General features: G+C 41.3%; 7 protein-coding genes. All 7 read left to right on the top strand.

Translation table 11 applies throughout. From position 1 onward, the window contains the following. Nucleotides 1–76 precede the first annotated feature (76 nt). The 7 genes from D7V92_RS19415 to D7V92_RS19385 all read left to right on the top strand — a co-directional run bounded on the left by D7V92_RS19415 (nucleotide 77) and on the right by D7V92_RS19385 (nucleotide 8,891). Nucleotides 77–1,180 (top strand): hypothetical protein, encoded by a 1,104-nt coding sequence (locus tag D7V92_RS19415; protein ID WP_005866603.1) that lies wholly within the window; start codon nucleotides 77–79, stop codon nucleotides 1,178–1,180. Nucleotides 1,181–1,212: 32 nt separating this feature from the next. After that, nucleotides 1,213–3,249, top strand: coding sequence for a fimbrial protein (locus D7V92_RS19410; RefSeq protein ID WP_121773566.1), 2,037 nt, complete (start codon nucleotides 1,213–1,215; stop codon nucleotides 3,247–3,249). Between the two features lie 18 nt (nucleotides 3,250–3,267). Next, the gene (locus D7V92_RS19405; protein ID WP_233572880.1) at nucleotides 3,268–5,424 is read left to right on the top strand and encodes a hypothetical protein; all 2,157 of its coding nucleotides are present in this window, start codon (nucleotides 3,268–3,270) and stop codon (nucleotides 5,422–5,424) included. Between the two features lie 458 nt (nucleotides 5,425–5,882). After that, nucleotides 5,883–6,035, top strand: a complete 153-nt coding sequence (gene rpmH / locus D7V92_RS19400) for a 50S ribosomal protein L34 (protein WP_005633099.1) — start codon at nucleotides 5,883–5,885, stop codon at nucleotides 6,033–6,035. A gap of 150 nt (nucleotides 6,036–6,185) precedes the next feature. Next, nucleotides 6,186–6,812, top strand: a complete 627-nt coding sequence (locus D7V92_RS19395; protein WP_005861027.1) for a PASTA domain-containing protein — start codon at nucleotides 6,186–6,188, stop codon at nucleotides 6,810–6,812. 4 nt (nucleotides 6,813–6,816) lie between these two features. After that, nucleotides 6,817–7,896 carry an RluA family pseudouridine synthase gene (locus tag D7V92_RS19390; protein ID WP_005861030.1) on the top strand — a complete coding sequence of 360 codons (1,080 nt, stop codon included), beginning with the start codon at nucleotides 6,817–6,819 and terminating at the stop codon, nucleotides 7,894–7,896. Between the two features lie 2 nt (nucleotides 7,897–7,898). Beyond that, complete coding sequence (locus tag D7V92_RS19385; RefSeq protein ID WP_121773565.1) at nucleotides 7,899–8,891, top strand: D-alanine--D-alanine ligase; 993 nt, start codon at nucleotides 7,899–7,901, stop codon at nucleotides 8,889–8,891. Nucleotides 8,892–8,896: the final 5 nt, after the last annotated feature.

Below are 8,896 nucleotides of genomic sequence, written 5' to 3'. Positions count from 1 at the left end.
TTAGTCCTATCTGAACTCAATCCATCTTAATGTCTTTTATCAAGAATAAGGAAGTTGAACGAATAAATATAAGAATATGGAAATAAAGACGATAATCTCAAGTATCTGCTTGTTACTGCTGGCGGTCTCGTGCTCAATGGATGATGATGCGCTGAGGGATATAGAGAAAGGACATTCGGGGAGTGTTGTGATAGAGGAGGGAGAGGTTGCCCTTTCTATGAAAGTTTCTCTTTTTTCTTTGGAGACAAAATCCTTGTCTGGCGCAGGGACATTGCCTGCTTCCATGGACGAGGCAAAGATTGATAATTGTACATTGATTTTTTTTGAGGGTGGGCAAGTCAATTCGATAATGGAAGGGCTGTTTGTAAATAGCGAGAATTATATCGTTAAAAAGAAAAACGGCACGGAAGATGACTGGGCAAAAGTAATCGTGAAAGTGAAAAAGCCTAGCCCTTACTCCGTAATGGTAATCGCTAATAGCTCTAAATCGTTTGCGGGTTGTCAATCGGAAAGTGATATAAACGATATAATACAGGATAATAAGGATGCTTTAGTTAAAGTAGGGAAAATGAATATCAATTTTGATTCCAACTTTGCCGGTTATGCGACAATTAGGGAAGCATTGGAAAAACCTTTAGAAGTTGGTCCAGTCCCTCTTTCTCAGCTAACCGCTCGTATAGAACTTGCGGAATTTAATGTTTCTGGTTTTCAAGGAGCATCTGTTCAAGAGAAGATTACTGTTACAGGAGTGGATCTGTTGAACTTGAATCCTGAGAGTTATACGACAAATGAGCAAACTCATAAAAATGCGACTTATTTGCAGGAGAATAAGACGTGTAATGTGGAGGTATATGATGGAGTATCGGAGCTTCCGTCAACTTATTCTTTTGTAGAGAATAAAAATGTATTGTCTTTTTACTCGTTCCGGAATCTGGCGGCAGCAGAAAGTGATCAAGTGAAAATACAAGTCCGGTTTAAGGTCGGAAATAGCGAGGAAAGAACGACAAGGCAGTTTGTGATCAATAAGGAGGGGAATATTTTGCATGGTGTAAAATCCGGATATGTTTATCGCTTGGTTGTCAATATGACTATTATTGGAGATAAGGTCGAGACAGAACTACTTTGCTATACAAGAGATTGGTTGAATAATACCATATCCATTCCTATGGAAGATAATTAAAGTGTAAACGGGTAAAATAAAAATACAAGATTATGAAAATAAGGAATATATTATCAGTGCTGTTTGTCGGACTGCTTTTCACGAGCTGTAACTCGGAAGAAGAAGTTCAGCGAGGAAATGAGGACGGGCGGGATATCTCATTCTCTATGACTCTTACTTTGGGAGAAGTGACAGCGATGACGAAAGCTGGAGGGGATATCGCTGAAGGGTATACATATTCGACGGAGGATGAGGTAAAAGTGAATAATGTTGTGGTCGCTATATTCAATGAGGCGAATGGAACTGTGGGTGAGTGCTTGGAGTACAAGTCTGTAGCGTTTGACGGGGGAATTTCCAATTCTACCGTAACGATTGATGGAAAAACATTGATTGCTTATAAAATTGATAATATACAAGCAAAGACAGGTAAGGTTCGTATCGTAGCGATTGCGAATTCAACGCATTATGAGGACTTGGCTAGATTGGAAACGACTACTTATGAGAACCTGAAAGGTTTGTCGGAAACCGTTTCAGGTGGAACTTTTGATGCTTCAAATTTGGTAAAGGTCGGAGAGTTGCCTTCGTATGAGCTGAATACGACTGTGACAAGTATACGTGTTCCGATGACGCAATTAGCGGCACGCATCGATATGAAGTTTACGGTAGATGAAGAGCCGGAGACTATTTCTGGGACAAGTAATACAAAAGTAACCAACCAATGGTTCTATTCCGTAACTAAACTTACGGTCAATAATATTAATCAGAAATCAGATTTGCTTTTGCTTGATCGAAATAACCGATATGATAATGCTCTCTCTACAGGTAAAGTGGTTACCTTGCAAAACGGGGTTGCACTACCTTTCTATACCTATGAGAAGTTGAATACGACAACAAGCCCATTGTCTATATATGTGACGGGTGATTTACAAAAGATACAAGTTACGACAACTTTTAATGAGGATATGACCATTCAAAACGTAACAAAAGGGGATATAATCGAGGAAGAAAAAGACCGTTCATATAAATATGAGGATTTTAATCCGACAAAAGAGCTTGAAGGATGTACGACAAATGGTATCATACATGGTAATAGATATGAGCTTACAGGTAAAATATCCATGAAGACACAACGAATCAACTTTACGGTATCTACAACACCGTGGGAAGGCGTGGAAAAGTTTGTCGTGGATGTGGTTATTGCAGATTTGAAGTATTTGTTCGTGAGGGAGACTAAGGTGGTGATGGCGAATATCAGTGAGTATAAGATTGAGTTTGCTTCTAGCTCGAATATTACGATTGATCAACCATCTTATGCGACTTATGAAAAGTATGAGTTAAAAGGAAATGTTATTACTAAAGGTACAGGATACTATGATAATAGAGATAAGCAGTATCCGTCTATAATAGGAGATTTAGGAAAGAGTGGATATATCAAAATTACGAGTAAATTACCAGAGAATTATTTCCCAAAGCAATTTGTTTTTGGAGTTCATAATGCAGAGGGTTTGAAAGTATTAGGAATTGCAGTGGATCAGTATCCGCCTCAATATCTGACAGGACAAAAATCAGAAGGTGGTAATCATGATTCAAGTGCAGACTATTCTAAAAATCCTAATTTATTTACAATTACAACTATTGCTGCAGGAGATTGGATTATTGGTGATCCTTCTCATATCGTAAATGGAAAAGTGGAGACAAAGAATGATGAACTTTCTAATAATATGATCTCTCCTCGTTTTATTGCGGCATCAAGGTATGCGGCAGTTTCGGCAGGTACGTATACATGGCAAATGGCACATGATAGATGTCTTACATATTGGGAGACTTTAGATCCGAAGAAGACAGGGAAGAGCGCGACTTATCCTCCCGGCAAATGGAGAATGCCGACATTAGCAGAACTTAAATTTATGGATGTAATACAAGAAGCTTCTCCTGCAATCGATTATTTGTTTAATCAAAGTAGTCAATATTGGGGAGCAAGAAAGCCTTGGTATTATGATTTTGGGAAAAATACATCTAATAGCGCTAGTAATGCAAATACAGTACTTAGCGGTAATGGTGGAGCTCGCTGTGTTTATGATATATACTAATTTAATATAACTCTAATTATGATAAAAAGATTATATACTCTATTTTCTGTATTGCTGTTGCTCGCTTCATGTGCGACAGAGGAAATAGAACAAATAGAAATTCAGCCGACAGATGGATCAATGGTTTCTCTTTCATTCTCTGTAGATGCTCCGAATGCTCTTGAGATTACGAAAGCGACCGGGGATGTGGAGAAAGGCGTTGAGTCCTTATATCTATATACGTTTAAGGAGAACGGAGAGTTTATATCTCCAGTCGTAAAGGCAGAGGTTTCTGGCAATGGATATACGGCTACTATCTCAAAAGAAACCCGTACCATCCATTTTGTCGCCAATGACGGAACGTTAACCCCTTCCCAAGAAAGCGGAATGGCCTCGTTAGCGACAGATAAGCAAATCTTTTGGGGAAAGAGAACTTTTAGTGAAATTCCTGCGAAAAATATAAGCAATAATCTAGAAGATGCTGGTAACAACAATGTTGAACTACTACGAAACTGGGCCAAAATAACGCTGAATCTCTCATCGGAGGCAGCTGTGAAATTGAAAAATGTTTCTTATCTCATTTATAATGAATCACAGTTGGCATCTATCGGTTATAAAGATGCGGGAAAGTTGAATATTCCAAATCAAGATTTTTATGCGCCCCAGAATGAGCCAGATGCTAGTAAATATGCGAAGTCGGGTGAATCTGTGTATACTTTTGAACATTACAACCAAGATAAGAAAGCGACTTTTGTTATTATTAAGGCGCAATTTGCTGGTAACGATACCTATACATATTATAAGATTGACCTTGCCGTAAAGGATGAGAATGATAAGGTAACTCGTGTTTATGATGTCGTTCGTAATTATGCCTTTAATATAACGGTCAAGAGCGTTTCCAGAAAAGGAGCTACGTGGGCTGAGGTTATAGATGAAAATGTGATAGCGGATAATAATATCACGGCCTCGGCTATTATGGAAAAGTATCCGAATATAACTTATGATGGCGAGGCCTTGAATGTTACAAAGACGACATTCGTTTTTACGGGGGCTTCTAACACATTGTCGATGACTGCGACATATGCGGGAGCAGGGCAGTTGAGTGTGGTTCCGGATGAGGGAATGTCGGATGTCGTAGATGGCAACTTAAGTTATCCTTCTTGGATACCTTCTGGCAATCAGACGATAACGATTACAGCCAATATAAAGCCGGCTCCTGGCTCCGGTGAGAAAATAGCGTATTTCTACGTGGTAGGAGGTAATTTGCAGCGTAAGATTAAATTGGTCTTACGTCCCCCTTATGACTTTATAAATCCGAGATTTGAAAATGTGAAAGTTGGTACTGGAACAAATGAGATCAGTGCCGGTCAGCAAGAAGATGTTTATCTGAAATTTTCGATACCGGAAGATGTTGATGAGTCTTTATTCCCAATAGAATATAAGATATACACTAAAAAACTGTATGCGGTAGAATCTGGTGTTCGTTTGGAAACAACTGGAAAAGGTGATTGGTATTATGTCTATACGGATCAAGTGTTTAATACCGACGAGAAGATTATCCGATTTAAGACGAATACATCGAATGAAGCGGAGAGTGACGTGATTTTGAAGTCTGAGTTGTTTGACCCGGTTACTGATTTGACATATACTAGAATCAGTCCTAGATCTATTACGGGAACAATCAAATTTGGTACAACAAGCAATAATTGGAATATTCGTAAGGGTGAGTCCGTAAGCTATACGGCAGGATCTAAGGTGGGAACATTCATAGTTGGAGATAATGGAGCCTATTCTTTGGAGATACCTAGGAATTACAGTGGAAATATAGCTTTTTCTTATACGGTTAATGGAATGATATTTGAGGGATCTGGATCTGTGGATCAACAGTCCTCCGGTTTGGATATCATACTCTCTGCAAATGGCATGAGTCTGATTACAGGAAAAATGTATTATGAAGGTTCTTATGGAAATGGGACAATAGAAATACCAGAGTCTGGAGAAATTTCTGTAAGTAATAATAACGTGAGAGTAATGATAACAGGGAAGGGTGGATATGTTTTGTTCTACAACAATACATTTAACTCAAATACTAATTTTAATTTGACTTATGATCCCGGTTCTGGCTGGAGTGAAAGAAAGAAAACAATGAATATTAATACCTTAAAAACTAATACTAAGATTATTCTAGAGAGATAATAGGGTCCCATCCATCATGTGAATGACGGATTCGGGGAGCGTGTAGCACACAATGGATTGAATTAGTTTTACACGTAGGCTACACCTCCTCCCCGGCCTTTACATCATATACCATTTGCGCATTAGCGATGAAGATGCCCAAAAGCTATCTGTTTCTCCTATTGGGGGAGATTTGCATGGTAAAAAAGTAAGTTAACTCCGTTGGGCGTTGAAGTTAACTTACTTCGGCATTTTAATTAACTAACTTGTCTGATAAAGCTAGTTGCGATCATTGGTACGAATTTGAAGGGCGATGGTCTTATTGGATGTGGCGAAAGATGGATAATGAAAAGTACTGGCTTGACGATTCAAGAGATAGAGAATTTGTAAAAAATTGCGCAACCCTTTGTTTATTAAAAAAAAGGCTCTATCTTTGCAGCCCGAATAAGTATGCGAATAATAATAAATAATATAGAAAGATGAAAAGAACATTCCAACCTTCCAACAGAAAAAGAAAGAACAAGCATGGCTTCCGTTCTAGAATGGCTACCGCTAATGGCCGTAGAGTATTAGCTTCTCGTCGTGCTAAAGGCAGAGCTAAATTAACGGTATCTGACGAATACAACGGATAATTAGTCACGTTCTAAAGATTTATAAAGAAAGTAGAGGTTTTTTCCTAAAAAGCCTTTACTTTCTTTGTTTTTGTAGTATTGTTCTGGTGGGTATTGGTCTATATGCCGTTTTTTTTCTACTTTTGAACCGCCTACAAATACATACGTGAAATGAGTAACTTTTTTGTAAAACTGATAAAGAATCCGTTTGTCATCAATCTCTTGTTGGTGATAGTCGTGTCGTGCGGCGTTGTTTATGGCGTACTGGCGTGGCTGGATTCTTATACCCGCCATAATCAAGCGGTGGTCGTCCCGGACGTGAAAGGAATGAAGCTAGAGGACGCCGCCGAGTTTTTCGGGAATAATAAGCTACGCTATAACGTGATCGATTCCGTATTCTCGAAAGATGTGGCTCCGGGCTCCATCGTGGAGTTGGTTCCCGGTGTCGGATCGAAGGTGAAAGAGGGGCGGATCGTCTTTGTTACGATTAACGCGTTGACCTCCCAGATGGCCGTGATACCGGAGGTGGAAGACTTATCTTTCCGTCAGGCGTATGCCTTGCTGCGGGCCCGTGGCTTCTCGTCGGTCGAGATAGAGTATGTGCCGGGCGATTATAAAGATTTGGCGATGGGGGTGGAGTTAAACGGGCGTACCTTGCTCAAAGGGGAACATGTACCGTTGACCGCTCATCTGGTATTGAAAGTAAGCAGTGGCGATCCGAATATGCTTCCCGACTCATTGGCTTTGGATAGTATTCCGGTAGAACCATTGGATAGTGATATAGAAAACTGGTTTTAAGGGAATGGACGAGTTTTTGGACGATATGGATGATGAACAGGTAGACGACCTGTTGATGCCGGAAGAAGACGAAACATCGTCGAGCCAGATGTATGAGCATTTCCGCTTCGTAGCGGACAAGGGGCAATCCCTGCTCCGGGTGGATAAGTTCTTGGTAGACCGTATGATGGGCGCTACCCGTAATCGCATCCAATTGGCGGCTGAGGCGGGTTGCATCTTGGTGAACGATAAGCCGGTGAAAAGTAATTACCGGGTGAAACCTTTGGATGTGGTTTCTATCGTGATGGATCGCCCACGCCGGGAACTGGAGATTATCCCCGAAGATATCCCTTTGAATATAGTATATGAGGACGATGATTTGCTGGTGGTGAATAAGCCGGCAGGCTTGGTCGTACATCCCGGTCATGGTAATTATACCGGTACGTTGGTGAATGCCTTGGCTTATTATTTGAAGGATGATCCCTATTATGATCCTTCCGATCCTCGTTTAGGCTTGGTACACCGTATCGATAAGGATACGTCGGGCTTATTGGTGGTGGCTAAACGCCCGGAGGCCAAGAGTAACCTAAGCCTGCAGTTCTTCAACAAGACAACCAAACGTAAATACCGTGCCTTGGTATGGGGCATCGTTCAAGAGGATGAGGGGCGTATCGAGGGAAATATCGGTCGTGATCCTCGTGACCGTATGCAAATGACCGTCTTCCCGGAAGGCGATCAAGGCAAGACTGCCGTCACCCATTACACCGTATTGGAACGTTTGGGCTACGTGAGTTTGGTGGAGTGCCGTCTGGAGACGGGGCGCACGCACCAGATCCGTGTACATATGAAATATATCGGTCATACGCTTTTCAACGATGAGCGGTATGGCGGACATGATATCTTGAAAGGAACAACTTTTACTAAATATAAACAGTTCGTGCAAAACTGTTTCGCTATTTGTCCACGTCAGGCCTTGCATGCTAAGACGTTGGGGTTCGTTCATCCTACTACGGGAGAGGAGATGTTTTTCGATTCCGAGATTCCTTCCGATATGCAGCAGCTGATCGACAGATGGCGTGTATACGCGAACACTAAAGAACTATAAAAATGAAAAAGAACATCGCTATCGTAGCAGGGGGAGATTCCTCCGAGATCGTTATTTCATTAAAAAGTGCGGACGGAATCTACTCTTTTATTGATAAAGACAAATATAATTTATATATTGCCATCGTTAAGAGGGATGAGTGGGCGGTTATACTTCCTAGCGGGGAACATACACCAATTGATAAGAATGATTTTAGCTTCAAGGAGAATGGCGTGACGAGGCATTTTGACTTCGCTTATATAACGATACACGGTACTCCGGGCGAGGACGGACGTTTACAAGGATATTTCGATATGATCGGTATGCCTTACTCGTCTTGCGGGATGCTGGTGAGCGCTTTGACATTCAATAAATACGTATGCAATCATTACTTGAAAGACTTTGGTGTAAAAATTGCCGCATCCATTCATTTATTCAAGGGAGAGACTATTACGGACGAAGAAGTCGTGACTCGTTTGGGTTTGCCTATTTTCGTGAAACCAAACGATGGGGGTAGTAGTTTCGGCGTGACGAAGGTGAAAGAGCTCTCCGCTATCCAACCCGCTATCGCTAAGGCGTTTGGGGAAGGACGTGAGGTGATTCTCGAGCGCTTTATCGATGGAACGGAAGTAACATGCGGTTGCTATAAGGTGGAGGGTAAAGAGGTTGTCTTTCCTTTGACCGAGGTGGTTACGGATAACGAATTCTTCGATTTCGACGCAAAGTATAACGGACAGGTGGACGAGATCACTCCGGCCCGTATCTCCGCCGAGTTGACGGAGTTGATACAGCGCAAGACATCAAGGATCTACGATATATTGGGCGCCAAAGGACTGATTCGTGTGGATTATATTATTCCGGCAGACGGGGAGCCTGTCTTACTGGAAATAAACACGACACCGGGAATGACGGCTACCAGCTTTATCCCACAGCAAGTACGTGCGGCGGGATTGGATATAAAGGATGTCATGACAGACATTATTGAAGACGAACTCAAAAACAGAAAAACAAAATGAATAGA

It is taken from the genome of Parabacteroides sp. CH2-D42-20 (assembly GCF_003670185.1).
Taxonomy (GTDB): Bacteria; Bacteroidota; Bacteroidia; order Bacteroidales; family Tannerellaceae; genus Parabacteroides; species Parabacteroides distasonis.
This window is presented reverse-complemented; position numbering and strand designations above follow the sequence as displayed.

Excerpts from the sequence above, each read along its gene's own strand:
- D7V92_RS19385 (WP_121773565.1), top strand. The coding sequence starts at position 7,899 with ATGAAAAAGAACATCGCTATCGTAGCAGGGGGAGATTCCTCCGAGATC.
- D7V92_RS19390 (WP_005861030.1), top strand. The coding sequence starts at position 6,817 with ATGGACGAGTTTTTGGACGATATGGATGATGAACAGGTAGACGACCTG.
- D7V92_RS19395 (WP_005861027.1), top strand. The coding sequence starts at position 6,186 with ATGAGTAACTTTTTTGTAAAACTGATAAAGAATCCGTTTGTCATCAAT.
- D7V92_RS19410 (WP_121773566.1), top strand. The coding sequence starts at position 1,213 with ATGAAAATAAGGAATATATTATCAGTGCTGTTTGTCGGACTGCTTTTC.
- D7V92_RS19405 (WP_233572880.1), top strand. The coding sequence starts at position 3,268 with ATGATAAAAAGATTATATACTCTATTTTCTGTATTGCTGTTGCTCGCT.
- rpmH (WP_005633099.1), top strand. The coding sequence starts at position 5,883 with ATGAAAAGAACATTCCAACCTTCCAACAGAAAAAGAAAGAACAAGCAT.
- D7V92_RS19415 (WP_005866603.1), top strand. The coding sequence starts at position 77 with ATGGAAATAAAGACGATAATCTCAAGTATCTGCTTGTTACTGCTGGCG.